Below are 25,302 nucleotides of genomic sequence, written 5' to 3' on the forward strand. Positions count from 1 at the left end.
GTGGGTCCCGTGCGGTGCCGCCACGAAGGCCCGCCGGCCGGGGGTCCGGGGGCGGAGCCCCTGGGGAAACGGTGAAAGGGCGGGACCGGGGCCACTCACCCCGTGGGCTGCGCCGGTTGCGGCAGCAGGGCCAGTACCGCCCGCCGTTGCGCGTCGGACGTCTCCTCGTCGTAGGGATCCGGCGTCGCCGGCACCTGGAGCCGGTGCACCGGGCCCGTGCCCACCCGCGCGTAGCCGCGCCCCGGCGGGACGTGGTCGGCCGGGGTGGTGTGCGAGGGCGCGCCGAGCACGGCCGTCACCTGCTCCGGGGCGACCGCGCCCAGGACGGCCCGGGCCCGGGTGTGGGTGAGCACCGCCTCGGCGAGCCGCCCCACGCCCTCCAGGTGTTCCCCCACCGCGACGGTGACCTGCGCCGTCCGCCCGTGCCGCAGCGGAACCGCGAGCAGATCCTGCGGATCGGGCCGCCCCTCCCGCGCGGCGAGATGGCTCAGCGCCCCGGGCCGGTCCACGACGATCCACAGCGGGCGCCGCACATCCTCCGGCAGGGACCGCCCCTCCCGCCGGGCGCGTCCGGCGGCGAGCAGCCGCCGCTCGGTCTCGTGGGAGGCCCACTCCAGGATGGCGAGCGCGCCCGGCAGCGAGGACTCGACGGCCAGTACCCCGTCCCGGCCCTCCAGACAGGCATACTCGCCAGCGCCCCCGCCATCCACTACCACCACGTCGCCGTGGAGCAGGGCCTGCAGGACGACCGAGCGCAGCAGCGTCGTGACCCCGGCCGACGGCTGGCCGAGGGCCAGCAGGTGCGGCTCGGTGGAGCGCGGGCCGGTGCGCCAGACGACGGGCGGCGCGTCGTACGTCTCCTCGCCCGCCGTCACCGGCACGGTCCGCAGTACGGCGGACGGGTCGGTGAAGCCCAGCACGGTCTCGCCGGGCGCGGTCACGAAGCGCTGGGCCCAGACGTCGGTGGGCAGCACGGGCAGGACGCCCAGGCCGAGGCGGTTGGCGGCCTCGTCCCAGTCGAAGCGGTACTCCGGGCCCCGGCCCGCCTTGAGGTGCAGCAGTTGCTCGATCCTGCTCCGCGCGCCCTCCTCCCCGTCGGTGAAGTAGCCGGGGTAGCGCAGCCGGAGGGCGGTCAGCCGGCCCAGGCCGTCGAACGCGTGCTCCTCGAACGCCTGCCGCCAGTCGCCGCCGTGCTCGTAGAGCGGCCGGGGGTCCTGCGGGGCGGAGAAGTAGGGCACGAGCGCCTCGTAGAGCGCCTGGAGCCGGTGGCTCTGCTCCTCGTCCGGCTCGGCCACAGCCCCTCGTGCCCCGCCCCGGTCGCGCCCGGCCCAGGCGCCCGCCGCCAGCAGGGCCGCCGTGCCCAGGGTCGGCCCATAGGGGACGAGCGCCACGATGGCCAGGCACGAGGCCACCAGGAGCAGGGTGGGGCCGCGGCGTTCCCGTGGCATCCGCCCCCAGCCGTGGCGTCCGGTGGTGGCCAGCGACCGCAGCCCGCGGGCGACGACGAGCAGCGGGTAGAACATGTCCCGGGCGTTGTCGGCGAGGCCGCGCGCCAGCTCCCGGCCCGGGGAGGGCACGGCGGGTCCGGTCGGGATGCGGGGGAGTGAACGCCGGCCCACGTCGTTCTCCTAGAACTTGATGCCGCCCAGCAGGCTGGCCAGGCTCGCGCCGCCCGCCTTGATGCTCGGCGCGATGCCCGTTCCCGCCAGGTAGAAGCCGAACAGGGCGCAGACGAGGCCGTGCGACGGCTTGAGGTTGTCCTTGCGGAAGAACAGGAATACGACGACACCGAGCAGTACGACGCCCGAGATGGAGAGGATCATGGGAATCTCCTGGGAACTGGGGGCGGTCACCACAAGTTCCTCCAGCTTCACAGAAAGTATTTTTTAAGCAACTGGGGATACACCCGTACGGAGGATGACGAATTATGACCGAGCCGACACCCGTATCCGGCGAGCCCGCACACGACCCGGAGGTGCTCCAACTCGCGGCCAAGGTTTTCGACCTGGCGCGGCACGGCGACACCGATACCCTGGCCGCATATGTGGACGCTGGAGTTCCGGTCAATCTCACCAATGACCGGGGGGACTCGCTGCTGATGCTCGCCGCCTATCACGGCCACCTCGCGACGGTCACCGCCCTCCTGGAGCGCGGCGCCGACGCGGACCGTCCCAACGACCGGGGCCAGACCCCACTGGCGGGCGCCGTTTTCAAGGGGGAGAGCGAGGTCGTCCGCCTTCTGGTCGCCCATGGCGCGGACCCGGCCGCCGGGATGCCCTCGGCCGTCGACACCGCGGCCATGTTCGCCCGCCAGGACATGCTGGACCTCCTCCAGGGCGGCTGACCGGCGCCGGCCGGGGGTGCCGCGCGGCGGCGTGACGCTCCCTCAGCACCCCCGGCCGGGGCGGCGGTTGGGGCGTCCGGTAGTCGACCGGCAGGCGGACCGCAGCGGTCACCGCGGCCGCGGGATCAGCTGAGGTGTCCCCTCCCGCCCCTCCGACCGTTCCGTGAGGACCTCGCGGTAGTGGTCGAGGAGCTGGTCGCCGATCGCGCTCCAGGTGCGGGTGAGGACTGCCGCCCGGCCCGCGCGGCCGTAGGCGTCGCGGGTGCCCCGGGCGGCCTCCAGGGTGAGGACCGCGTCGCGGAGGGCCTCGGGGTCGCGGGGGCGGACCAGCAGGCCCGTACGGGTGTGGTCGATCAGGTCCAGGGGGCCGCCGACGGCGGGGGCGACGACCGGCACGCCGCTGGCCTGGGCCTCCTGGATGGTCTGGCAGAAGGTCTCCTGGGGGCCGGTGTGGACGAAGACGTCCAGCGAGGCGAAGACGCGGGCGAGTTCGTCGCCGGTGCGGGTGCCGAGGAAGCGCGCCCCGGGCAGCAGGGCGCGCAGCCGCGCCGAGTGCGGTCCGTCGCCCGCGATGACGACCCGTACACCGGGCAGCGCGCAGACGGGGGCCAGTAACTCCACGTGCTTCTCGGGCGCGAGCCGCCCCACGTAGCCGACGATCAGTTCGCCGCCGGGCGCGAGCGCGCGCCGCAGCTCCAGGTCGCGCCGGGCCGGGTGGAAGCGCTCGGAGTCCACTCCGCGCCGCCACAGCCGGACCCGGGGCACCCCGTGCGCCACCAGGTCGCGGACGGCCGCGGCGGAGGGCGCGAGGGTGCGGTCGGCCGCGCCGTGGATGGCGCGCAGCCGGTGCCAGGCGTAGGACTCGCCCGCGCCGACGTACGTCCGGGCGTAACCGGCGAGGTCGGTCTGGTAGACGGCGACGGCCGGGAGTCCGAGGCGCCCGGCGGCGCGCATGGCGCGGGCGCCGAGGACGAAGGGGCTGCCGAGGTGGACGACGTCGGGCCGGTGGGCGCCGATCGCTGCGGCCAGTCGCCTGCCCGGCAGCGCGACGCGGACCTGCGCGTAGCCGGGCAGCGGGACGGACCGTACCCGTACGACCGGGCAGGGCACGGCCGCGCCGGTCCCGGGCTCCGTGCCCCGAGGCCCGGCCGGGGCCACGACCAGCGGTTCGTGGCCGCGCAGCACGAGGTGCCGGGCGGTCTGCCAGGCGCAGTGCGCGACGCCGTTGACGTCGGGCGGAAACGATTCGGTGACGATGACGACACGCATACGGCTGTTGTCGGCGTTCCGCACGCCCGACGGGCCACGTCGATCTTTCCGCCCGGGAAACGTCCCGTGAGCGTCAGGTCGGTCCGTCAGTCCATGCCGCGGATGATGTGGGACTCGGCGGCCTCCGCTCCCTCCGGATCGTCCTCGGTGGGCGGGGGTGCCGCCTTGTCCGGGGCGTCGGTGCGGGCGCGGGCGCGCTCTTCCCGTCCTGCCGGTTCTTCCATGGGTGGGTCGCCTCCCCCTGCCGTTCGGTTCTGACCCGTAAGCCTTCCCTCTTCCCTCACTCGATACACCGCCCATTTGGGTGAATTAAAGGGTAATTGGGGTAAAATGGCGCCAGGTCCAGACCCACAGGGAAAGAAGGTGGCTGACGTGACCGTTCCTACGTCGCCCCGGATCGAAACCCACCCCGACATCCTGGCGCTCCGTGCCCATTCCGAGGAGACGACGGCGACCACCGCCGCCCAGGCCGTCGAGGCCCTCGCACTCCTCTGCGGCGTTTACCTGGCCGCCTCACCATGGATTGTGGGCTTCAGTTTCGCCACCAACCTGGCCATCAATAATCTGATCGTGGGCATCGCCTTCGCATGCCTGGTCGGAGGTTTTGGCTCCGCCTACGAGCGCACCCACGCCATGAGCTGGGCCGCCGTCGGCCTGGCCCTCTGGACGATCGTCTCGCCCTGGGTCGTCGCCGGCCACGCCCTCGTCACCGCCTTCGCCACCCGCGCCGTCGTCAGCAATGTCGTCATCGGCGCCGTGTGCTGCCTGATCGCCCTCGCCTGCGCGCGTATGGGACTCAGCAAGGGCGCTCTCGGCAGAGGCGCTCTCAGCAGAGGTACTCCGGGAGGCCGCCGCTGACCCCCGCCCGTTGAGGCCCCCGCCCTTTCCCCTCCCGTCGACGCCCCGCCGCCCGCCAACCCGGACGGCGGGGCGCGTCGGCTATTCGCCCTGCTGCGCGGGCCCGGTGGCGGCGGGCGCGGCCGCCTCCGCGCCGGAGCGCACGCCCTCGCCGGGCTCCCCGGCCCCGCTCGCGACGGCCCCATCCGTGCCGGTCTCGCCCGAGACGGCCCACCCCGACGGCCCGTCGAGCGCCCGCCGCGCCCGCTTGCGCAACTCGGTGTTCATGTCTCTGCGAATCCGTCGGATGATCTGATCCATATCTGGCATACGGGGGACGCTAGAACCCGCCCGACGGCAACAGCCCGCAGGTCAAGACGTATTCACCCGCTCGGATGAATACTCAGGTGATCTTCCGGGGTCCTGGCTTCGGCGGGCGGGAAGTGGCAATGCTCCCCTCCCCCGATCGGCCCACGGATCCCAAGAGGTGCCAGGCGATGACGACCGTACGCGCAGCCACTCGTGAGCTGTTGCGGTCCCGCGGAGCGACAACGGTGTTCGGCAACCCGGGCTCCACCGAGCTCCCCTTCCTCCAGGACTTCCCCGAGGACTTCCGGTACGTGCTCGGCCTCCAGGAGGCCGTGGTCGTGGGGATGGCCGACGGCCACGCCCAGGCCACCGGGCGGACGGCCCTGGTCAACCTCCACACCGCGCCCGGGGTGGGCAACGCCATGGGGGCGATCGTCACGGCCGCCGCCAACCACACCCCGATGGTGGTGACGGCGGGGCAGCAGGTGCGGGCCATGATGACCATGGAGGCGCTGCTCACCAACGTCGACGCCACCCTCCTGCCGCGCCCCGCCGTGAAATGGGCCTACGAGCCGCCGCGCCCCCAGGACGTGCCGGCCGCGCTCGCCCGGGCGTTCCACATCGCCGAGAGCGCGCCGCGCGGCCCGGTGTTCCTCTCGCTGCCGATGGACGACTTCGACGTGGAGCTCGACGCGGCCGAGGCCCGCGCAGCGCGGCACGCCACCGCCCGCCGGGTCGGCGGGGCCGCCCAGGCGGACCGTGCCGAGGTCGAGGCGCTCGCCCGCAAACTGATGACGGCCGTCAACCCCGTGCTGGTGACGGGCGGCGCGGTGGACGCGGAGGGCGCCTGGGACGCCGCCGTCGCGCTCGCCGAGCGCCGGGGGCTGCCTGTGTGGGCCTCGCCGATCGAGGGACGCGTGGGCTTCCCGGAGACCCACCCGCTCTACCAGGGCGTCCTGCCCCCGGCCATCGGGCCGCTCGCGCAGACCCTCGCCGGGCACGACCTGGTCCTGGTAGTGGGCGCGCCCGTCTTCCGCTACTACCCGTACGTCCCCGGCCCGCTGCTCCCCGAGGGCACCGAGCTGACGCTGCTCACCAGCGACCCCGGCGAGGCCGCCCGGGCACCCGTCGGCGACGCGCTCGTGGCGGGGCTGCGGCCCACCCTGGAGCTGCTGTGCGAGCTGGTCGACAAGCGCCCGCACGACGAGGCGGCGCACCGCGCCGACGACACCCCCGTCGAGGTCCCGGAGGCCGACGGGGAGCCGATGTCGGCGTCCATCGCGCTCGCCGCCATGGCCAGCGCGGCCCCCGCCGACACCGTGTGGGTCAATGAATCCCCCTCCAACATCCAGGCGTTCCGCGACCACGTCCGCATCGACCGGCCCGGCTCCTTCCTGATGACGACGGGCGGCGGGCTGGGCTTCGGCCTGTCGGCCGCCGTCGGGGCCCAGCTCGGCCGCCCCGACCGGCCGGTGGTGGCGCTGGTGGGAGACGGCTCCGCGCAGTACGCCATCACCGCGCTGTGGACGGCGGCCGCCTACCGGGTGCCCGTCACCTTCGTCGTCCCCGCCAACCGCGAGTACGCGATCCTCAAATGGTTCGGCCGCTTCGAGAACACCCCCGGCGTGCCCGGCCTGGACCTCCCCGGGCTCGACCTGTGCGCGCTGGCCCGGGGCTACGGGGTGCCCGCGCACCGCGCGACCGACCCCGCCCACCTCGCCGAACTGGTCGGCGCCGCCACGACCGACCCGGACGGGCCCGTGCTCATCGAGGCCCCGGTCACCACCGTGCCGCCCGTCCTCTGACACCTCCCGCCTCCCGGTGCCGCGCACGGCGTCCGCCCGCGCGCGGCCGCTCCACCACGCCTTCCACCGGCCCCCCACCGCATGGAGCTGAAACATGTCCGTTTCCGTAGCAAGCCCCCCGGAGAGCACCTCGCTGCTCACGGCCCTCGGCGCGGGACTGCCCCCCGACGCGCTGCTCACCGGGGACGCCGAACGCGCCCTCCACAGCCGCGACGCGGCCCCCTTCGGCGTGGCGGGGCGGCCTGCCGTGGTCGTGCTGCCCGAGACGGTGGAGCAGGTGCGCCACGTGGTGCGCACGGCCCGCGCGCTCGGCGTCCCGGTGGTGCCGCAGGGCGCGCGGACGGGGCTGGCGGGCGCCGCGAACGCCGTGGACGGCTGTGTGGTGCTCTCCCTGGTCCGGATGGACCGCGTGCTGGAGATCGACACCGCCAACCGGCTGGTGCGCTGCGAACCCGGCGTGGTCACCGCCGACCTCGCGGCGGCCGTCGCCCGGCACGGGCTGTGCTACCCGCCGGACCCCGCCTCGTGGGAGACCTGCACGATCGGCGGGAACATCGCCACGGGCGCGGGCGGCCTGTGCTGTGTGAAATACGGGGTGACCGCCGACTACGTCCTGGGACTGACGGTCGTCCTGGCCGACGGGGAGATCCTGCGGACCGGGCGGCGCACCGTCAAGGGCGTCGCCGGCTACGACCTGACCCGGCTGTTCGTCGGGTCCGAGGGGACGCTCGGCGTCATCGTCGAGGCGACGCTCGCGCTGCGCCCGTCCCGGCCGCCGGAGCTCGCGCTGCTGGCCCGCTTCGGGTCCGCCGCCGACGCGGGCGAGGCCGTCGCCGCGATCGTCCGCGCGGGCCATACGCCGTCCGCGCTGGAGCTGATGGACCGTACGACGACCGCGGCGGTCGCGGCCCTCGGCCACCCGCTGCTGGCGGACGACGCCGGGCGGGAGGCGGCCACGCTGATCGTGGCCTCCGACGCGCCCGACGCTCCTGAGCGCCTCGCGGAGATGGCCGGGCTGTGCCGGGAGGCCAAGGCGCTGTCCGTGACGGTCGCCGCCGACGCGGCGGAGACCCGCGGGGTGCTGGACGCCCGCCGCATGGTGATGCCCGCGCTCACGGCCCGCGCCCGGGAGGTGGCGGGCGAGGCGGCGGCGTTCATCGAGGACGTCGCCGTGCCCCGCGACCGGCTGGCCGCCCTCGTCGACCGGATCGAGGAGATCGCCGAGGAGTACGGGCTGTACATCGCCACGGCCGGGCACGCGGGCGACGGCAACCTCCATCCGGCCGTCGTCTTCGACCGTTCCGATCCCGACGCGGTGCGCAGGGCCGAGGAGGCCTACGACGCCATCATGGCCGCCGGGCTGGAACTGGGCGGCACCATCACCGGCGAGCACGGCGTGGGCGTCCTCAAGCGCGACTGGCTGGAGCGCGAACTGCCCGCCCGTAACCTGCGGTTGCAGCAGGACATCAAGCGGCTGCTGGACCCCGAGGGGCTCCTCAACCCGGGGAAGGTGCTGGCATGACCTGGACGAGCGAGACCTCCGGCACCACGACCGTCCGGGACGAGGCGGGCACCGCCCTGCCGGTCGCCTCCCGGAGCGAGAACCTGCGGCTGACGCTGGCCTACTTCCTGCCCAACTACCTCAAGGGCGTCTTCCGGCCCCGGCCGCGCGTCGCCCGGCTCGTGGCCCGGCTGGACCCCGGCCGGCACGGCGCGGAGCTGATGCGCGCCCTGCGCCGCCGGCACGGCAAGGGGCCGGTCGTGGTGCGCGGCACCTCGGGCCCCACGCTGCTGGTGCTGGACGCCGAGGACGCCCGGCAGGTGCTGGCCGGGCCCGTGGAGATCTACGCGGTGGACACCTGGGAGAAGGTGAGCGGCTTCGCCGCCGTGCAGCCCGAGGCCCTGATCGCCTCGCACGGCCGGCAGCGCACGGTACGGCGCGCCTTCAACGACGCGGTGCTGGACGCGGGCTGCCCGGCGCACCGGCTCGCCGGGCACTTCCTGCGCGTGGTGGGCGAGGAGGCCCGGGCGCTGCTGGGCCCGGAGGCGGCGGCCGGGCTGCCCGCCGGCCGGGTGCGCGAGCGCCTCGACCGGGTGGGGCGGCGCTGCTTCCTGGGCGACGCGGCCGCCGACGACCTGGAGTTCTCCCGGCTGCTGGACGAACTGCTGGCCGAGGCCAACTGGATGGGCGCCCGGCGCTGGCGGACGGCACGCACCCGCCGGGTACGGCGCCGGATGATGCAGCGGCAGGCCCGCTATCTGTGCGACGCCGATCCGCGCAGCCTCGGCGGGCTGTTCCGGACCTCGCCCCGGGGCCCGGAGACGGCCCCCGAGGGACAGGTCGCCCACTGGTTCATGGCGCTGGCCGTGGTGCACGCGGCGGTGGTGCAGACCCTGGCCCTGCTCGCCACCCACCCGGCGCACTACCGGAAGGCCGCCGAGGAGGTACGGGAGGCGGACCGGGCGCACGGCGCCCACACGGTGCCCGGGTTCCTGGCGATGCCCTATCTGCGGGCCTGTGTGCAGGAGGCGGCGCGGCTGTGGCCGCCGGTGGCGAACCTGATGCGGCGCACCACCGCCGAGACCCGCTGGCGGTCGGCGGTGGCCCCCGGCGGCGTCAACGTGCTGGTGCCCGCCACGTTCCACGCGCGGGACGCGGAGCGCATCGACTACGCGCACCGGTTCGCGCCGGAGAAGTGGCTGGACGGCACGGCCGAACGCGACTGGGCGATCAGCCCCTTCAGCCGGGGCGAGGCGCGGTGCAGCGGCATGGAGCTGGGGCTCCTGCTGGCCACCGGGTTCGTCGCCGAGTTCCTGCGCGGCGGCGAACTGGCGGTGGCCGGGGTGCGGCTGGGACCCAAGCGGCCGCTGCCGTACGCCTTCGACGCGACACGGCTGCGCATCGGCTACCGCCCTTACCGGACACCGGAGGGGTCATGACGGCCGGCACCGCCCTCGCCGTGCCCGGGCAGCCGTCCGAGGAGGACCTGGCGGCCCTCGCCGCGGTGGCCCGGACCCTGGGCGAGGTGGCGGGCGAGATCCGCGCGGCGGGCCGGGCCCTGACGGCCGTGGCCACCGACCCGGCGCTGGCCGGCTCGCTGACCCGCTCCCCGCGCACCGGGCTGCGGGCCCTGGCGGCCCTGGCCCGTTCGCTGACCGCCCCCGCCGGACTGGGCTACGCCCCGGACGGCGGCGGGCTGGGCCGGGCCGCCTGGCTGGGCGGGGTGCTCACCGGCCGGGAGAGCCTGGCCGTCGCCGTGGCGGTGGCCTCGCTGAAGCTGCGCATCCGGCTGTGCGCGGTGCGGCACCCGGAGTTCGGGCCGGAGGGGCCGGTGCGGCGGCTGCTGGACGCGATCGAGGCGGGGCGGCAGACGAGGGCGCTGCGGGTGCTGCGGGAGCACGTCCGCGAGGAGGGCGCCGAACGGGCGCTGGCCCGGCTGGCGCCGTCGCTGGCCGAGGTGATGGCGTGGAACGCGCTGGTCGACGAGAACCCGTTCAACGACGCGGCCGCCTGGCACATCGTCACCGGCACGCGCGCCGACGGCGATCCGCTGCTGGGCACGACCATCGGCGCCTGGGCCCGCTGGGACCGGGGCCCGGGCCGGGCCGAGGTGGTGGCGGACGAGGGCCTGGCGGCCCGGCTGGACCACGGCGGGAGCGTCAGCGCGCACGTGCGCAACATCGCCGCCCTGGGCACCGACGGCCGGATGCTGGTGACCCGGGTGGCCGGGCCGGACGGCGAGATTCGCCATGTGCTGCTGCTGCCCGGCATGGCCTTCGGCCGGCCCCGCAACTCCACCCCGCAGGACCTGGTCGGGGCGGTCACCGCCGTGGGCCGCAACGACACCCCGTACACCCGTGCCGTCCGCAAGGCCCTGGACATCACGGTGCCGGAAGGGGCGTCGGTGGCGCTGATCGGGCACAGCCTGGGCGGCATCACGGCCATGAACCTGGCCGAGCTGCCCGCCGTCAACGACCGCTGGCGGATCACACACGTCGTCGCCGTTGGCTCGCCGATCGACTTCAAACGCCCCTACGACCCGCGCACGAAGGTGGTGAGCCTCGTCAACGAGCACGACGTGGTGCCCAACCTGGAGGGCCGCAGCCCCGTGTCGGTCTTCCCGCTGCCCGCCGGCTGGCTGGAGATCACCTGGGTGGACCGGGCGCACGACTTCCCGCAGTGCCACAACGCCGCGGTGTACGCGCAGAGCCTCGACGAGGTGGTGCCGGACGCCCGCGACCGGGTGGACGCCCTGCTGGGCGAGTACCGGGGCCGGGTGGAGGAGACCGTCGTCCTCCGGCTCCACGACCGCTGAACCGATCCCTGGAGAGTGACGGATGACCCCGGTACCGCGGCCCCGCCGCGAATGGCACTCCCTGCCCTTCCCGCTGGCCCTGCTGGAGATCAGGCGGCAGCGGGAACTGCTGCGCACCCACAATCTGCACGACACCTACGGCGCCGGCGGCGAGCGCCCCCGCCGGCCCACCCCGCGAATGCTGCCCCACCGCAGCTACGACGGCTCCGGCTACGACCCGGACGACGCCGACATGGGCCGGGCGGGCACCCGCTTCGACCGCAACTGCGCGCTGCCGGGAACCTTCCCGGAGGCGGAGGACGACGGGCTGTTCGCCCCCGGCCCCCGCGAGGTGAGCCGGCGGCTGCTGGCCCGCGACGGGGGCTTCCGCCCGGCCCCGACGCTCAACCTGCTGGCGGCGGCCTGGATCCAGTTCCAGAACCACGGCTGGTTCAGCCACGGCGACAACACCACCGACCGGCCCCTGGACGTGCCCCTGGGCGAGGGCGACGACTGGCCGCAGTGCCCCATGCTCGTCCGCCGCACCCGCCCCGACCCTGTCGCCCATACCGGTTCCGGGCGGCCGCCGACGTACGAGAACACGGTCACCCACTGGTGGGACGGCTCGCAGATCTACGGCTCGAGCGAGGAGCGGTGCCGGGAGCTGCGGACGGGCGAGGGCGGCAGACTGGCCGTCGTCGACGGCAGGCTGCCGGACGAGAGCGGGCCCGGGCTCTCGGGCATCGACGCCACGGGCTTCAACGACAACTACTGGGTGGGGCTGTCGCTGCTGCACACGCTCTTCGCCAAGGAGCACAACGCGATCTGCGACCGGATCGCCGCCGCCCATCCCACCTGGGACGACGAACGGCTCTTCCAGACGGCCCGGTTGGTCAACGCCGCCGTGATGGCGAAGATCCACACGGTGGAGTGGACCCCGGCGGCCATCGACCAGCCGGTGACCCGGGCGGCGATGCACCTCAACTGGTACGGCGTGCTGCCCGCCCGGATCCGCCGGCGGGTGCGCCGCCGGGGCGGGGGCGAGGCGCTCTTCGGCATCCTCGGATCCCCCACCGCGCACCACAGCGCCCCGTACTCGATGACGGAGGAGTTCGTCACCTCCTACCGGCTGCACCCGCTGATCCGCGACGAGTACGAGATCCGCTCGCACCGCACGGGTGAGATCGTCGAGCGCTGCGGCTTCGAGCCGCTCCAGGCACTGGCCACCCGCAAGGCCGTGGACAAGTGGGGCCTCACCGACCTGTTCTACTCCTTCGGCACCATGCACCCCGGCGCCATCACCCTCCACAACCACCCCGACTGTCTGCGGGATCTGCTGAGGATCTCCGGCGAGCGCGTGGACCTCGGCACGGTCGACGTACTGCGCGACCGCGAGCGCGGCGTACCCCGCTACACCGCCTTCCGCGCGGCCCTCCACCGCCCGCCGGTGCGCGACTTCGAGGAACTCACCGGCGGGGACCGCGCGCTGGCCGCCGAGCTGCGGGAGGTCTACGACGGGCGGCTGGACCGGGTCGACACGATGGTCGGCATGTACGCCGAACCCCGGCCGCGCGGCTTCGCGTTCAGCGACACGGCGTTCCGGGTGTTCGTGCTGATGGCGTCCCGGCGGCTGAAGAGCGACCGCTTCTTCACCGTCGACTACCGGCCGGAGGTCTATACGCCGGAGGGCCTGGAGTGGGTGGACCGGACGGGCATGCGGGACGTCCTGCTGCGCCATCATCCGGAGCTGGCGCCCGCCCTGGAGGGCGCGCGCAATGTCTTCGCCCCCTGGCCGGGTGCGCGGTGAGCGCCCCGGACGCCGGGGACGGGGCGCCCTGGTCGGGCCGGGTGCGGGCCCAGGCGGGCCGGCTGCGCGAGCAGGCCGGGCGGCTGCGGGCGGGCGCGGAGGCCGTGGCGCTGCCCGGCGCGGAGGGCACGGCCCTGCGGCGGAACCTCCTCGCCCACGCGGGCCGGGCGGAGACCGCCGCCCGGTCCCTGGAGCGCGCGGCCGACGCGCTCCACGGTCACGAGGCCGTGCTCGCCGCCCTCGCCCGCGCCCGGCGCGAGGGCGGGGGCGCGCGGAACACCGGCCGGTGAGAGAGACCGTCCGTTGAGAGAGACGCCGGGCCGGGGGAGTGCGGGATCCCCCCGGCCCGGAGCACGTCAGCGGCCGGCGGCCGCGGGCTGCCGGCCGGCGCTCTCCAGGGCCTCGGCCGTGGCGTACCAGCGCTCGTCGCGCAGCTCCGCCAGACCGTGATCGGCGAGCCCGGCGACGTGCTTGACGATGGTGCGCGCCTGATAGCCCACCGCGAGGCACAGTTCGTCGACGGAGGCGCCCTCGGCGCCTCGGGCGAGCAGCCCGTTCCAAGTGCGTGCCTCATGACGGCCGAGCGCGGGGACCTCTTTGGACCGCGCTTTCACACGCGCCTCCACGCGCCCCTCCACACGCGGCTCGTGGCGCTGCTCCGCCCGGTGCTCCGGCCTCGGCTCGGGCCGCGCCGCGCCGTGGCGGGAGGGGCCCACCGGGCGCGGCGTGCGGTTGACCCTGCGGTGTCGGCGGCCCTTCTGGCGCTTGCTCATCGCTGAACCACTGCTCCGTTCTGCGTCGTCGATCCTGCGGTGCCGGTGCGTCAACCCGCCGCGACACCGCCCGGTTACGACCCTTCCACTAAGTGTGCGCGACATCACGCACCGTGACTCCGGATGGCGGTGCCCGAGTTGCGTCCCGTCAGCTATGTGAGGCTTGGGGCGTGCGCATCTTGATAGTCGAGGACGAGACGGGTCTCGCGGACACCCTCCGACGGGGGCTGGCCGCCGAGGGACACTGGGCGGACGTCGTCCACGACGGGCACCGGGGCCTGGAGGCCGCCCTGGCCGGCCCGTACGACGTGATCATCCTGGATGTGATGCTGCCGGGCCTCGACGGCTACGAGGTCTGCGGGCGGCTGCGCCGGCTGGGCGTGTGGACGCCGGTGCTGATGCTGACGGCGAGGGACGGCGAGTACGACGAGGCGGAGGGGCTCGACGCGGGCGCCGACGACTACCTCACCAAGCCGTTCTCCTTCGTGGTGCTGCTCGCCCGGCTGCGGGCTCTGGGCCGCCGCCGGGGCGCGGCCGGCAGCCCCGTGCTGCGGGCCGGGGACCTGGAGCTGGACACGGCCGGGCGGCGCTGCCGCCGGGGCGGCCGGGAGATCGAGCTGACCGCCCGCGAGCTGGCCGTACTGCGCTGCCTGATGGCCGCCGAGGGAGGGACGGTGGCCAAGCGGGACGTCCTCGACGAGGTGTGGGACTCGCCCGGCGGGACGGACCCCAACATCGTCGAGGTCTATGTCTCCTCCCTCCGCAGGAAGATCGACGCGCCCTTCGGCCGCCGGTCCATCCTCACCGTGCACGGCACCGGCTACCGCATGGCGCCCGACGGTGGCTGAGCCCCTCCGGCCGCGCCGCCCCCGTCCCTTCCCCCGGACCGTCCGGGGCCGCTGCGCGGCGGCGGCCGCGCTGGCGATGGCACTGCTGCTCACGGCGGGCGGGGCCTGGCTCTACACGGTCCTGCGCGCCAACCTCCTGGACAACGTGAGCGGCCGCACCGAGCTGGCCGCCCGCGAGGTGGCGGCCCGGGCGGACGCCGGACCACTGCCCGCGCTGCTGCCCGCGCCCCGGGACGGCGTCGACGTCGTGCTCGTCCTCGACCCGCGCGGCACGGTGATCGCCACGACCCGCCCCTCGGCCGAGCCCCTGGCCCGCCGGTTCGCCCCGCTGCGGCCCGCCCCGGGCGCCGACACCGCCTCCACGGTGACCCGGGCCATGGGCGGCCAGCGCGGCGACCTCGTGGTCGTCCGCGCCACACCGCCCGGCGCGGAGGAACACTACGTCTACGCGCTGACCGTCCTCAGCGACGTCGACGACGCCACCCACACCATCGCCATGGGCCTGCTCGCCGCCGCGCCCCTGCTGATCGCGTTGGCCGCCGGCCTCGGCTGGGCGGTCACCGGGCTGGCGCTGCGGCCGGTGACCCGGATCCGTACCGAACTGGCGGCGGTGACCGCCAGCGAGCTGGACCGCCGGGTGCCCGAGCCGCCGGCCGACGACGAGGTGGCCCGGCTGGCCCTGACCGTCAACGCCACCCTGGACCGGCTGGAGCAGGCGGTCGGCAGACAGCGGCAGTTCGTCGCCGACGCCTCCCACGAGCTGCGCAACCCCGTGGCCGCCGTGCGCTCCCAGCTGGAGGTCGCGCTGAGCGCGCCCGGCGGGCCGACGACGGAGTCGGTACGGGCGGCCCTGGCCGACACCGTGCGGCTCCAGCGCGTCGCGGCGGACCTGCTGCTGCTCGCCCGGTTCGACGCGCGCGTCCCCTCGGGCGCGACGGAACCCGTCGACCTGGCGCTGCTGGCCGCCGAGGAGGCCGCCCGCCGCCCCGCGCCCCGGGTACCGGTCACGGTGGACGCCCCCGGGCCCGTACCGCTGCGCGGCCGGGCGGCCCAGCTGGAACGGCTGCTGGCCAACCTGGTGGACAACGCCCTGCGGCACGCCGCCTCGGGGGTCACCGTGCGGGCGTACGTCATGGAGGGGGAACCGGAGGCGGGAACGGGCCGGTGTGCGGTGCTGGAGGTCGTCGACGACGGGCCCGGGATCCCGCCGGAGCAGCGGGAGCGGGTCTTCGAGCGGTTCGTGCGGCTGGACGCGGCGCGCGACCGGGAGAGCGGCGGCAGCGGGCTGGGGCTGGCCATCGCCCGGGAGATCGCCCGGGCGCACGGCGGCGATCTGGCGGCGGGCGCGCGGACGGGCGGCGGAGCGCTCCTGGTGGCGCGTTTCCCGCTGCCGGAGGAGACGGGTGAACCGGTCGGGAAGCGCCGCTTCCGGGGCTTTTAGATTCCGGGACTTCTGAACGGGCCTTCAGGAACCTCAGATTTCTTTCAGCACCCGCCGATCACCATGGCCGGTGTGACCGTGGAAACCGTACGAGCCACCGCGTACCGGCGCCGGCGCGGGGAGGCGCTGCTGCTCGGCCTCACCGTTCTCATCAGCTGTTTCGGCTATCTGTACACCGGCCTGGCGACCACGGGGAGCGTGCCCGGCGGGCTCCCGGGGTTCGCGGGGAGCATGACCTGCCTGGCGCTGGTGCCGCATCTGGCGGTGCGCCGCTGGGCCCCGCACGCCGATCCCCTGATCCTGCCGCTGGCGGTGCTGCTCTCCGTGTTCGGGCTGGTGCTGCTGTACCGGCTGGACCCGGCCTACCGCGCGCGGTACCACGCCGAGCCCACCGCCTCCGGCCAGCTGATGTGGACGGTGATCGGGGTGGGCCTGTGCGTGCTGGTGCTGGTGTTGCTGCGCGACCACCGCCGGCTCCAGCGCTACATCTATCTGACGATGGCCGTGGCGCTGGTGCTGCTGATGGCGCCCGCGTTCTTCCCCGGGGACACCTACGGCGCCAAGCGGTGGATCTTCATCGGGCCGCTGTCCTTCCAGCCCGGCGAGTTCGTCAAGACCATGATCGCGGTGTTCTTCGCGGGCTATCTGGTCACCCACCGCGACGCGCTCGCCCTGACCGGCCGCCGGTTCCTGGGCGTACGGCTGCCACCGGGCCGGCAGCTGGGGCCGATCGTGACGGTGTGGGTGCTGAGCCTGATGGTGCTGGTCCTGGAGCGGGATCTGGGCACCTCGCTGATCTTCTTCGGGCTGTTCGTGGTGATGCTCTACGCGGCCACCGAGCGGACCAGCTGGGTGGTGTGCGGGCTGCTGATGGCCGTCGTGGGGGCGGGCGTCGTCGGCTCGCTGGAGCCGCACGTCAAGAGCCGGGTCGACGCCTGGCTGCACCCCTTCGGGGCGTTCGAGCCGGGCAGCACGTTCTCCCCACAGGCCGCCCAGGCGCTGTTCGGCTTCGGCAGCGGCGGCGTCACGGGCGCGGGGCTGGGCCGGGGCCACCCGGAGCTGATCGGCTTCGCGGGCCGCAGCGACTTCATCCTCACGACCGTCGGGGAGGACCTGGGGCTGGCCGGCACGATGGTCGTCCTCGTCCTCTACGCGCTGCTGGCGCAGCGGGGCCTGAGCACGGCGCTGCGCTCGGCCGACCCGTTCGGCAAGCTGCTGGCGATGGGCCTGGCGGCGGCGCTGGCGCTCCAGGTCTTCGTGGTGGCGGGCGGGGTGATGGGCCTGATCCCGCTGACCGGCAAGGCGCTGCCGTTCCTGGCGAAGAGCGGTTCGTCGCTGGTGGCGAACTGGCTGATGGTGGCGCTGCTGATCAGGGTCAGCGACAACGCGGGGAGACAGGGCGGGAACCAAGCGGCGAGACAGGACGGGCCGGACTCCTGACCTGCGCCGCCCCCGGCCGGGGCGCACGATGAAGGCATGCTGCTGAGCGACGTCGCGCGGGCGTCGGAGGAGATCGCGGCGACCCGTTCCCGGTCGGCGAAGACCGCCGTGCTGGCCGGGGTGTTCCGGGCGGCCGGGCCGGACGAGGCGCCGATCGTGATCCCGTATCTGGCGGGCCGGCTGCCGCAGCGCCGGACCGGGGTCGGCTGGAGCACGCTGCGGGACGTGCCCGCCCCGGCCGCCGCGCCCTCGCTGACCGTGGGGGACGTGGACCGGGCGCTGACCGCGATCGCCGCCGTGGCGGGACCGGGCGCGCGGGCCGAGCGCAGACGACTCCTGGACGGGCTGCTGGGGGCGGCGACGGAACGGGAGCAGCACTTCCTGCTGCGGCTGATCGGCGGCGAGTTGCGGCAGGGCGCCCTGGACGCGCTGGCCGTGGAGGGCCTCGCGGCCGCGACGGGGGCGGCGCCGGAGGAGGTACGGCGGGCGGTGATGCTCGGCGGCTCGCTGGGCGCGGTGGCCCGGGCGCTGCTGGCCGACGGTCCGGGGGCGCCGGCGGGGTTCCGGCTGGAGGTGGGGCGGCCGGTGCTGCCGATGCTGGCGCGGAGCGCGAAGGACGTCGACGAGGCGCTGGACCGGCTGGGGCCGTGCGCGGTGGAGGAGAAGCTCGACGGGGTCCGGGTACAGGTGCACCGCGACGGCGGGGACGTGCGCGTCTTCACCCGCACGCTGGACGAGATCACCGGACGGCTGCCGGAACTGGTGGGGGCGGCGCTGGAGTTGCCGGTGTCGTCGGTGGTCCTGGACGGCGAGGCCGTCGCCCTGGACGCGGCGGGCCGCCCCCACGCGTTCCAGGACGTCGCGGGCCGGGTCGGGACGCGAACGGAGGGAGCGGGAACGAAGGCGTCGACGCTTCCCTTGTCAGCGGTCTTCTTCGACGTGCTGGCCGTCGAGGGCAGGGAACTGCTGGCACTGCCGACAGCCGAACGCCACGCCGTGCTGGCCCGCGTGGTACCCGAGTCCCTGCGGGTGCGGCGGCTGGTGGTGGCGGACCCCTCGGACGAGACCGCCCGGGCCTCGGCCCGGGACTTCGCGGCGGACGTGCTGCGCGACGGCCGCGAGGGCGTGATGCTCAAGGCCCTGGACGCCGCCTATGTCGCCGGCCGCCGGGGCGCGGCATGGCTGAAGGTGAAGCCGGTGCACACGCTGGACCTGGTGATCCTGGCGGCGGAGTGGGGCCACGGCCGGCGGCACGGCCGGCTCTCCAACCTCCACCTGGGAGCGCGCCGCCCGGACGGCTCGTTCGCCATGCTGGGCAAGACGTTCAAGGGCCTGACGGACGACATGCTGGCCTGGCAGACGGACCGGCTGGGGTCGCTGGCGGTGAGCGACGACGGGTATGTGGTGCGGGTGCGGCCGGAGCTGGTGGTGGAGATCGCGTTCGACGGTTTGCAGCGGTCTTCGCGGTATCCGGCGGGGGTGACGTTGAGATTCGCGCGGGTGGTGCGGTACCGCGAGGACAAGGGGCCGGAGGAGGCGGACACGGTGGAGACGGTGCTGGGCTTTCTGCCCTGACCGGGGGCTCCGCCCCGGGCCCCTCGCGGGGGGTCACCCACGCTGCGGGACGAAGCGGATCGGCGTGCCCGGTGGGGACTGGGCCGCGCCCGGGAGGGACGGCTCGGGAACGACGCCGACGACCGGGTAGCCCCCCGTCGTGGGGTGGTCCGCGAGAAAGACGACCGGCCGCCCGTCCGGCGGCACCTGGACCGCCCCCAGGACCAGCCCCTCGCTCGGCAGTTCACCGCCCCGGATCCGCGGCAGCCCCGGCCCGTCCACCCGCAGCCCGATCCGGTTGCTCGCGGACGACACCCGGAAACCGCCGCCAGCCAGCACCCCCACCGCCTCCGGCGCGAACCAGTCCGCCCGCGGCCCGAGAACGACCGGCAGAACGAGCTCATCGAGCGGCAGCGCCACGCACGGCACGGCGTCCACGCCCGCCGGCGGCCCGCAGGGCGCCCCCAGCGGCAGCCGGGCGCCGTCGGAGAGCGGCTCCGGGCCCAGCCCCGACAGCAGGTCCCGCGACCGGCTGCCCAGCACCGGCGGCACCGCTACCCCGCCCGCGAAGGCCACGTACGACCGCAGCCCCGCCGTGGCGGCGCCCACCTCCAGGACCGCCCCCGCGGGCACCCGCACCGGCGCGCCCCACGCCACGGGCCGCCCATCGGCCCGTACCGCGCAGGGCGCGCCCGTCACGGCCACGGTCACGGCCGCGTCGACCCGTACGGCGCAGCCGTCGATGGTCGTCTCCAGCGTGGCGTGGTCCACGGGGTTGCCGACCAGGCGGTTGGCGAGCCGGTGGGCGGGTTCGTCGAGGGCGCCGGAGCGGGGCACGCCGAGGTGGGCGTGGCCGGGCCGGCCCAGGTCCTGGACGGTGGTGAGCGCCCCGGCCCGGAGGACGGTGACGGCGGTGAGAGCGTTCAGGTCGGTCATCCGTGCTCCTCGAAGCGGACTCGCGTCCCCGGCGCGAGCAGCGCCGCCGGCTCCCGTTCCGGGTCCCACAGCACTGCGTCCGTCCGGCCGACGATTTGCCAGCCGCCGGGGGAGGAGCGTGGGTAGACGCCGGTGTACGGGCCGGCCAGCCCGACCGCGCCGACGGGCACGGAGGTGCGCGGCGTGGCCCGGCGCGGTACGTGCAAACGCTCCGGAAGCCCGGTGAGATAGCCGAAACCCGGCGCGAATCCACAGAAGGCGACGCGGAATTCGATGCCGGAATGAATGCGCGCCACCTCGTCCTCGGTCACCCCCCACAGCGCGGCGACCTCCGCGAGGTCGGCCCCGTCGTAGCGGACGGGCAGCACGACGAGCGGCGCGTCGGCGGTGGCCACGGGCGGCACGTCCCAGCGGGGCAGTTCGGCGGCGAGGCCGTGCGGGTCGGCGAGCCCGTCCAGCAGCACGGTCCGGGCGGCCGGCACGATCTCGCGCACGGGCGGCAGAGTGCCCGCGTCGCGGCGCCGCAGCAGTTCGGCGTGGAGGGCCTGGGCCTCCTCGGCGGTGGCGACCTCCACGAGCAGGGCGTGCCGCCCGACGGGCAGGACGCGCCGCGCGCCGCCGTCGAGCGGTACGCCCGGGGGGCCGCCGGCGGCGCTCACGCGAACGCCTCCACCGCGACCCCCGCCGCCGAGAGCGCCTCGCGCACCCGCCGGGCCAGCAGCGCCGCCCCCGGGGTGTCGCCGTGGACGCACAGCGAACGCGCCCGGACGGCGACGTCCTCACCGGTGAGCGCGGAGACCTCCGCGTCACGGGCGATACGGACGGACCGGGCGACTACCGCGTCCGGGTCGAGGACCACGGCCCCCGGGTCCCGGCGCGGTACGAGCGTGCCGAGCGCGGTGTACGCGCGGTCGGCGAACGCCTCGGCGACGACCGGCAGTCCGGCGCGCTCCGCCGCCTCGTGCAGCCGCGACCCGGGCAGGCCCAGGACGGGCAGCGTCCCGCCCGCGCGCAGCACCCCGCTCACGACGGCCTCGGCCTGCTCGACGTCGGTGACCACACGGTTGTAGAGCGCGCCATGGGGCTTCACATACGTCACATCCGTCCCGGCGGCCCGGGCGAAGACGCGCAGCGCGCCGATCTGATAGGTGATCTCGTCGGCGAGCTCGTCCGGGGGCACGTCCATGGCGCGGCGCCCGAAGCCCGCGAGGTCGCGGTAGGAGACCTGGGCCCCCACGCGCACTCCGCGTTCGGCGGCGCGCTCGCACACCCACCGCATGGTGGAGGGGTCGCCGGCGTGGAAGCCGCAGGCCACGTTGGCGCTGGTGACGACCGACAGCAGGGCGTCGTCGTCGGTCAGGCGCCAGCGGCCGAAACCTTCGCCGAGGTCGGCGTTGAGGTCCATCGACGTCACCATCGGCGTCATCGGTCGGTCTCCCTCATCGCGTCGAGGACGATCGCTCGCGCGTCGTCCAGATAGGTGGTCAGCTCCGCCTCGGCGCGCTCGTGCGCGCCTTCCGTCAGCAGCCGGGCGATCGCGCGGTTGCGTGCGACGAACGGTTCGTGGAAGCGCCGGGGCGAGGGCATCTCGTGGAAGGCGAGCCGCAGTTCGGCCAGCAGGCGGTCCATCGCCGTGTCGACGCGCTCGCTGCCGGCGAGTGCGGCGAGCGCCCGGTGGAAGAAGAGGTCCGCTGAGCCGACCCGGCGCCAGTCGCCGTCGGCGGCGGCCCGCTCGGCCTCGGCCACGGCGGCCGTGACGGCCGAGAGCGCGGCGGGCGGGGCGCCGGGGGCCGCCCGTACGCCCGCGGTCTCCAGGGCCGCCCGCATCCGGTAGATGTCCACGACGTCGGCGGGCTCCAGGACCCGGACGAACACCCCGCGGTTGAGGAGGTGGACGACGAGGTTCTCGTGGACGAGCAGCCGGAATGCCTCGCGCAGCGTGTTGCGCGACACCCCGAGCTCCCGCCCCAGGGCCTCCTCCGACAGCTGGGTGCCGGGCGGCAGTTCCCCGCCCTCGATCCGGTCGCGCAGCGCCGCGGCGACGCGCTGGGCGCCGGAAGCGGTGGTTCGGGCCATGGGTTCGCTCATTCGTCCAGCGTCACCTATTGAGGATTGTTGAACAATATCTTAGCGTCCTCCGCAGTCGCCTCACCTGATCGAGTGAGGTCCGGGAATGCGGAAGGCCCACGCATGCTCGTACTCCTGGGTGTCCTCGTGGTCGTAGCGGGCTTCGCCACGAGGCGCAACCCCCTGCTGGTGGTCGGCGCGGCCGGCATCGTCACCGGCCTGCTGGGCGGGCTGTCCCCGCAGCGGATCCTCGCCGACTTCGGCACCGGCTTCGCCTCCAGCCGCGCGGTGACCGTCTTCGCCATCACCCTCCCCGTCATCGGCCTGCTGGAGCGCCACGGCCTCCAGGAACAGGCCCGGCATCTGATCGGCCGCTTCGCCGGGCTCACCGCCGGCCGCTTCCTCGCCCTCTACCTCCTGCTGCGCCAGCTCACGGCGGCCCTCGGGCTCAACGGAGTGTTCGGGCCGGCCCAGACCGTGCGCCCGCTCGCCGCGCCCATGGCCGAGGGCGCGGCCGAGCGCAGCCATGGGCCGCTGTCCGGCCGGGCGCGGGAGAAGGTGCGCTCGTTCGCCGCCAGCGCGGACAACGTCGGGCTCTTCTTCGGCGAGGACGTCTTCCTCGCCGTCGGCTCGATCCTGCTGATCACCGGATTCGTCAACACCACCTACCACGCGCACCTGGAGCCGCTGGACCTCGCGCTGTGGGCCGTGCCCACCGCGCTGTGCGCCCTCGCCGTCCACGGCTGGCGGCTGCTGCGCCTGGACCGCGCCCTCGCGCACCCGCCGACAGGCCACAGGGAACCGGAGGACGCGGTCAAATGATCAAGGCGGAGTGGTTCTACTGGCTCGTCGGCGGCGTCCTCCTGGTGATGTCCGCCCAGATGCTCGCCGACCGCACCAACCCCCGGCGCCTGGGCACCGCCGCCTTCTGGGGCCTGCTCGGCGCGGGCTTCTGCTACGGCACATGGGTGGCCGACGGGAGCGCCCCGCCCGAACCGCTGGGCGCCGCCGTCCTCGTCATGGCCTGCCTGGCCGGCTTCGGCCTCACCGGCCGCGGTACGCCCCGCACCGCCGGCCCGGAGCGGCGGGCGGCCGACGCCCGCCGGCACGGCAACGCGCTCTTCGTACCCGCCCTCACCATCCCCGCCGTCGCCCTGGTGTGCGCGGTCGGGCTGAAGCGGGTGTCCCTCGGCGGGGTACCGGTCCTCCAGAAGGGCAGCGAGACCGTCCTGGGGCTGGGCATCGGCGCCGTCGTCGCGCTCGCCCTCGGCATGGTGATGCTGCGTGAGCGGCGGCCGTCCGTACCGCTGCACGCGGGGCGCTCGATGCTGGAGGCCATGGGCTGGGCCATGCTGCTGCCGCAGCTGCTCGCCACGCTCGGCGCCATCTTCGCCGACGCGGGCGTCGGCAAGCAGGTCGGCCGCCTCACCGCGGCCGTACTGCCGCAGGGTTCGGTGTTCCTCGCGGTCGTCGTCTACTGCTGCGGCATGTTCCTCTTCACCGTCCTCATGGGCAACGGCTTCGCCGCCTTCCCCGTGATGACCGCCGCCGTCGGCTGGCCCGTCCTCGTGGAGCAGGCGCACGGCAACCCCGCCGCCGTCCTCGCCGTCGGCATGCTCGCGGGCTTCTGCGGCGCGCTGGTGACGCCCATGGCGGCGAACTACAACCTGGTCCCGGCGGCCCTGCTGGAGCTGACGGACCAGTACGGGCCCATCAAGGCACAGCTGCCCACGGCGTTCGTCCTGCTCGGCTGCAATATAGGCATCATGTCCGTTTTTGCGGTGTGACGGGTGGCGGGTGACGGGTGACGGACGACCGGAGGGGCGCCGTCCGGACGGGCGGGGCCCGGCCCTAGACTGATGGGCCGGCGGCCCGGCCGAGCCCGTGCCGTTTCGTCCGTTGTCGGTGCGACCACCTACTCTGTGCGACGTGACTTCTCCAGCCCCGGCGGCCGTTCCGCCCCAGCTCAACGGGCCTTCCCGGCCGGCCCCGGGCCCCGCCGCCGACGAGGGCCTGGCCCGTCGGCTGCGCGCGCTCGCCTGCACCGCGCCGCTGCACGACCTCGACGCGCGCAAGGCCAACCTCGCGGGGGAGTTCGGCGTCTACGCCATGGCGGAGGTGGCGCTGTCCGCCATCGACCTCGTCACGCTCAACATGGACTTCGACACCGGGGCCGACCACGAGCAGATAGTGGCCAGGCTCCAGCCGCGCGTCGCCGCGCAGGCCCCCGAGCGGCCGGCCGCCGAGCACGAGCGCGTCGCCCGCTGGGTCCTGGAGAACCTCATCAACGTCGGCAGCGTCGACCGGGGCTTCCGCGCCGTCTACGGCACGTTCGGCGCCGACGGCGCGTACGTCAGGCGCGACTACGACTTCAAGCTCATCGAGGAGGTCCCCGGGCCCGGCGGCACGGTCTTCCTGCGCACCACCGACGAGGCGGTCAACGTCCTGGTCGGCGCCCTCGACACGGACGTCACCAGCGCGCAGATCGCCGCCGAGGTCAAGCTGGAGGTCCTCATCAGCCGGGGCCGCCTCGCCGACGCCCAGCTCGCCGCCGAGCAGGCCCGCTACCGGACCGTGCAGTACGCGGAGACCCTCCGCAAGACCCTCGACGCCACCCGGCGCAACGTCCGCGCCGTCGACTGGCTCCAGACCGTCCCCGACATGATCGCCGAGGCGCTCGACCACGTCGCCGACCGCTACCGCCACGAGAACGCGATCCTCACCAACATCCGCAAGGCGCGCGACGAGGCCGAAGCCGCGGTCGACTCGAAGACGGCCGAGCACAAGCGGCGCGCCGCCGAGCTCGTCGACATCGTCAAGGACTGCATCCGCCGGCACACCCAGCTCCAGTCCCGCCTCCTGGAGGCCGGCCCGCTCTTCCGCGCCGAGCAGGACCGGCAGGCCTTCGCCACACCCGCCGCCAGTGCCGGCCTCGACCTCTACGGCCAGCTCCTGGCGCCCGTTCTGCCGCTGCCCCTGGAGCGGGCGGGCCGGGTCACCGACGCCTTCTTCGCCCGCGGCACGGGCCTGCGCGTCCCGGCCTCGGTACGGGTCGGCGACCTCGTCGAGATGCTGCTCACGCCGCCCGTCGAGCGCGAGCACCTGGGCGCGGAGATGCCCGAGCCGGACCTGGTCGAGACGCCCGACGACAGCCGCTTCAGCGAGGAGCAGCTGGCGAGTGCCCTGGAGCTGCTCGACCTGCCCGCCGACGCGCCGCGCCGCCTCTCCGGCCTGCTCGCCGAGGCCCGCCGCCGCGACCCCGAACTGCCCTACCTCCTCGCCCTGCTGGCCGTCCACGCCGCCAGCCCCTCCGTCGGCACGGCCTACCGCCAGGGTGAGCAGTCCCTGCTCTTCGCCGTCGACGACGGCACCCGCCTCGACGACCCGGAGTTCGGCGGCGCCGACCTCATCGTGGGCAGGGCCCTCCTGGACGCGGCGGGCATGGCGGCGGACCGGGCGGAGGCGTCGTGAGCGCCGTCCCCGGGTCCGGGGCACAGCCCTCGACCGCGTGCCCGGCGGTGCCGAACCGACCACACCCCATGGACCCCAGCAGGAGCACCAACCGTGACTGAGTACG

25 protein-coding genes are annotated in these 25,302 nt (G+C 74.9%); 15 read left to right on the forward strand and 10 right to left on the reverse strand.

The features are described from left to right. Positions 1 to 95 precede the first annotated feature (95 nt). Both RM609_RS13155 and RM609_RS13160 read right to left on the reverse strand, forming a co-directional pair. Complete coding sequence (locus RM609_RS13155) at positions 96 to 1,619, reverse strand: hypothetical protein (protein WP_311610612.1); 1,524 nt, start codon at positions 1,617 to 1,619, stop codon at positions 96 to 98. Positions 1,620 to 1,628: 9 nt separating this feature from the next. After that, the gene (locus RM609_RS13160) at positions 1,629 to 1,823 is read right to left on the reverse strand and encodes a hypothetical protein (protein ID WP_126913219.1); all 195 of its coding nucleotides are present in this window, start codon (positions 1,821 to 1,823) and stop codon (positions 1,629 to 1,631) included. A 104-nt stretch (positions 1,824 to 1,927) separates the two neighbouring features. On the opposite strand from RM609_RS13160, the gene RM609_RS13165 reads away from it, so the two are divergent. Next, entirely contained in the window at positions 1,928 to 2,344 is a 417-nt protein-coding gene (locus tag RM609_RS13165) for an ankyrin repeat domain-containing protein (protein ID WP_311610613.1), read from the forward strand. Positions 2,345 to 2,452: 108 nt separating this feature from the next. Here the strand turns inward: RM609_RS13165 and RM609_RS13170 are convergent, their stop codons facing one another. Beyond that, on the reverse strand, positions 2,453 to 3,613 hold the full coding sequence (locus tag RM609_RS13170; RefSeq protein ID WP_311610614.1) for a glycosyltransferase family 4 protein: 1,161 nt from the start codon (positions 3,611 to 3,613) through the stop codon (positions 2,453 to 2,455). An 86-nt stretch (positions 3,614 to 3,699) separates the two neighbouring features. Continuing rightward, positions 3,700 to 3,837, reverse strand: coding sequence for a hypothetical protein (locus RM609_RS13175; protein ID WP_311610616.1), 138 nt, complete (start codon positions 3,835 to 3,837; stop codon positions 3,700 to 3,702). Between the two features lie 148 nt (positions 3,838 to 3,985). On the opposite strand from RM609_RS13175, the gene RM609_RS13180 reads away from it, so the two are divergent. After that, on the forward strand, positions 3,986 to 4,471 hold the full coding sequence (locus RM609_RS13180; RefSeq protein WP_311610617.1) for an SPW repeat protein: 486 nt from the start codon (positions 3,986 to 3,988) through the stop codon (positions 4,469 to 4,471). Positions 4,472 to 4,552: 81 nt separating this feature from the next. On the opposite strand, the gene RM609_RS13185 is transcribed toward RM609_RS13180, so the two are convergent. Further along, positions 4,553 to 4,738: a hypothetical protein gene (locus RM609_RS13185; protein ID WP_311610619.1), complete on the reverse strand. Its 186-nt coding sequence runs from the start codon at positions 4,736 to 4,738 to the stop codon at positions 4,553 to 4,555. Positions 4,739 to 4,947: 209 nt separating this feature from the next. On the opposite strand from RM609_RS13185, the gene mdlC reads away from it, so the two are divergent. The 6 genes from mdlC to RM609_RS13215 all read left to right on the forward strand — a co-directional run bounded on the left by mdlC (position 4,948) and on the right by RM609_RS13215 (position 12,956). Further along, positions 4,948 to 6,564 carry a benzoylformate decarboxylase gene (gene mdlC / locus RM609_RS13190; RefSeq protein ID WP_311610620.1) on the forward strand — a complete coding sequence of 539 codons (1,617 nt, stop codon included), beginning with the start codon at positions 4,948 to 4,950 and terminating at the stop codon, positions 6,562 to 6,564. Between the two features lie 94 nt (positions 6,565 to 6,658). Beyond that, entirely contained in the window at positions 6,659 to 8,086 is a 1,428-nt protein-coding gene (locus RM609_RS13195) for an FAD-binding oxidoreductase (protein ID WP_311610622.1), read from the forward strand. Next, entirely contained in the window at positions 8,083 to 9,504 is a 1,422-nt protein-coding gene (locus tag RM609_RS13200; RefSeq protein ID WP_311610623.1) for a cytochrome P450, read from the forward strand. The genes RM609_RS13195 and RM609_RS13200 overlap by 4 nt, the downstream gene beginning before the upstream one ends. Further along, the gene (locus RM609_RS13205; RefSeq protein WP_311610624.1) at positions 9,501 to 10,880 is read left to right on the forward strand and encodes a lipase family protein; all 1,380 of its coding nucleotides are present in this window, start codon (positions 9,501 to 9,503) and stop codon (positions 10,878 to 10,880) included. Before RM609_RS13200 ends, RM609_RS13205 begins: the two co-directional genes overlap by 4 nt. A gap of 22 nt (positions 10,881 to 10,902) precedes the next feature. After that, positions 10,903 to 12,666: a peroxidase family protein gene (locus RM609_RS13210; RefSeq protein ID WP_311610625.1), complete on the forward strand. Its 1,764-nt coding sequence runs from the start codon at positions 10,903 to 10,905 to the stop codon at positions 12,664 to 12,666. Further along, positions 12,663 to 12,956: a hypothetical protein gene (locus RM609_RS13215; RefSeq protein WP_311610626.1), complete on the forward strand. Its 294-nt coding sequence runs from the start codon at positions 12,663 to 12,665 to the stop codon at positions 12,954 to 12,956. The genes RM609_RS13210 and RM609_RS13215 overlap by 4 nt, the downstream gene beginning before the upstream one ends. 66 nt (positions 12,957 to 13,022) lie before the next feature. Here RM609_RS13215 and RM609_RS13220 read toward each other — a convergent pair whose 3' ends face one another. Then, a complete protein-coding gene (locus tag RM609_RS13220) occupies positions 13,023 to 13,439 on the reverse strand; it encodes a hypothetical protein (protein WP_311610628.1) in 417 nt (138 codons plus the stop codon). Positions 13,440 to 13,609: 170 nt separating this feature from the next. Here RM609_RS13220 and RM609_RS13225 point away from each other — a divergent pair, with 170 nt between their 5' ends. From RM609_RS13225 to RM609_RS13240, 4 genes are all read left to right on the forward strand, one after another. Beyond that, positions 13,610 to 14,287, forward strand: coding sequence for a response regulator transcription factor (locus tag RM609_RS13225; protein WP_311610629.1), 678 nt, complete (start codon positions 13,610 to 13,612; stop codon positions 14,285 to 14,287). Further along, positions 14,280 to 15,728: a sensor histidine kinase gene (locus RM609_RS13230; RefSeq protein WP_311610630.1), complete on the forward strand. Its 1,449-nt coding sequence runs from the start codon at positions 14,280 to 14,282 to the stop codon at positions 15,726 to 15,728. Before RM609_RS13225 ends, RM609_RS13230 begins: the two co-directional genes overlap by 8 nt. Positions 15,729 to 15,791: 63 nt before the next feature. Then, positions 15,792 to 17,168 (forward strand): FtsW/RodA/SpoVE family cell cycle protein, encoded by a 1,377-nt coding sequence (locus tag RM609_RS13235; RefSeq protein ID WP_311610632.1) that lies wholly within the window; start codon positions 15,792 to 15,794, stop codon positions 17,166 to 17,168. A 36-nt stretch (positions 17,169 to 17,204) separates the two neighbouring features. Then, positions 17,205 to 18,743: an ATP-dependent DNA ligase gene (locus RM609_RS13240; RefSeq protein WP_311610633.1), complete on the forward strand. Its 1,539-nt coding sequence runs from the start codon at positions 17,205 to 17,207 to the stop codon at positions 18,741 to 18,743. Between the two features lie 33 nt (positions 18,744 to 18,776). Here RM609_RS13240 and RM609_RS13245 read toward each other — a convergent pair whose 3' ends face one another. The 4 genes from RM609_RS13245 to RM609_RS13260 are packed head-to-tail and all read right to left on the reverse strand — an operon-like array spanning position 18,777 to position 21,734. Next, the gene (locus tag RM609_RS13245) at positions 18,777 to 19,658 is read right to left on the reverse strand and encodes a 5-oxoprolinase subunit C family protein (protein WP_311610635.1); all 882 of its coding nucleotides are present in this window, start codon (positions 19,656 to 19,658) and stop codon (positions 18,777 to 18,779) included. Then, complete coding sequence (gene pxpB / locus RM609_RS13250; protein ID WP_311610637.1) at positions 19,655 to 20,317, reverse strand: 5-oxoprolinase subunit PxpB; 663 nt, start codon at positions 20,315 to 20,317, stop codon at positions 19,655 to 19,657. The genes RM609_RS13245 and pxpB overlap by 4 nt, the downstream gene beginning before the upstream one ends. Continuing rightward, positions 20,314 to 21,084 carry a LamB/YcsF family protein gene (locus RM609_RS13255; protein ID WP_311610639.1) on the reverse strand — a complete coding sequence of 257 codons (771 nt, stop codon included), beginning with the start codon at positions 21,082 to 21,084 and terminating at the stop codon, positions 20,314 to 20,316. The genes pxpB and RM609_RS13255 overlap by 4 nt, the downstream gene beginning before the upstream one ends. After that, on the reverse strand, positions 21,081 to 21,734 hold the full coding sequence (locus RM609_RS13260) for a GntR family transcriptional regulator (RefSeq protein ID WP_311610641.1): 654 nt from the start codon (positions 21,732 to 21,734) through the stop codon (positions 21,081 to 21,083). Before RM609_RS13260 ends, RM609_RS13255 begins: the two co-directional genes overlap by 4 nt. A 114-nt stretch (positions 21,735 to 21,848) precedes the next feature. Here RM609_RS13260 and RM609_RS13265 point away from each other — a divergent pair, with 114 nt between their 5' ends. The 3 genes from RM609_RS13265 (at position 21,849) to RM609_RS13275 (ending at position 25,196) form a co-directional block, all read left to right on the forward strand. Further along, positions 21,849 to 22,547 carry a DUF969 domain-containing protein gene (locus RM609_RS13265; protein WP_311610643.1) on the forward strand — a complete coding sequence of 233 codons (699 nt, stop codon included), beginning with the start codon at positions 21,849 to 21,851 and terminating at the stop codon, positions 22,545 to 22,547. Then, the gene (locus RM609_RS13270; protein ID WP_311610645.1) at positions 22,544 to 23,512 is read left to right on the forward strand and encodes a DUF979 domain-containing protein; all 969 of its coding nucleotides are present in this window, start codon (positions 22,544 to 22,546) and stop codon (positions 23,510 to 23,512) included. The genes RM609_RS13265 and RM609_RS13270 overlap by 4 nt, the downstream gene beginning before the upstream one ends. Positions 23,513 to 23,654: 142 nt before the next feature. Next, positions 23,655 to 25,196: a hypothetical protein gene (locus RM609_RS13275; protein WP_311610646.1), complete on the forward strand. Its 1,542-nt coding sequence runs from the start codon at positions 23,655 to 23,657 to the stop codon at positions 25,194 to 25,196. The last annotated feature ends 106 nt before the right edge of the window (positions 25,197 to 25,302 follow it).

Source organism: Streptomyces hesseae, from assembly GCF_031845785.1.
Taxonomy (GTDB): Bacteria; Actinomycetota; Actinomycetes; order Streptomycetales; family Streptomycetaceae; genus Streptomyces; species Streptomyces hesseae.